Raw genomic sequence first — 569 nt, 5'->3', positions numbered from 1 at the left:
TGCACAGCAAGAAAAACTAAAACAATACTAACTAATAATTTTCTCATAATTTATGATTTATGCGTTTAATGGTTGTGTTTAAAATTACCTGTTTAGATATAAATATCCAGCTTTAGATTTGTTTAGACCGTTATTATTGTAGTTAATAATGTAGTAATAAACTCCAGCCGGTAGTGTTTCGTTTTTCTTCACAACCACTCTACCATTAGAAATACCTTTAAATACATTAGTACCACGATCGTAAGACTTAGTTTCAAAAACAATAACTCCCCATCTGTTATAGATTTGTACAGTATTGTTCGGAAACTGCTCAATATTAATAATTCTAAAGTAACCATCATCTACACCAGGACCAACAAGGTCGTTGTAAATAGAGATATCACAAGCAGCCCCAGCCGGAGGAGTACCACCAATATTATCACAAGGATCAAGAGGATCAGTTTCATCATCAACTTCTTTACCATCAAGAATTAAATCACCATCAGAATCAGGATTAAAAGGATCAGTACCTAAATCTGCTTCTTGAGCATTGGTTAATCCGTCCATATCACAATCAGTATCATCAAGAG

1 protein-coding gene is annotated in these 569 nt (G+C 33.6%); it reads right to left on the bottom strand.

What is annotated here, in order from left to right:
• Window positions 1-84: 84 nt before the first annotated feature.
• Window positions 85-569: gliding motility-associated C-terminal domain-containing protein (locus tag Q4487_RS17020; protein WP_303571930.1), on the bottom strand; the 485-nt coding region annotated here is incomplete at its 5' end.

The sequence above is a fragment of the Cellulophaga sp. 3_MG-2023 genome (assembly GCF_030546975.1).
In the GTDB taxonomy this organism is placed as follows: domain Bacteria; phylum Bacteroidota; class Bacteroidia; order Flavobacteriales; family Flavobacteriaceae; genus Cellulophaga.
The sequence above is the reverse complement of the archived record's forward strand: the minus strand, read 5'-3'. Positions and strand labels throughout refer to the sequence as shown.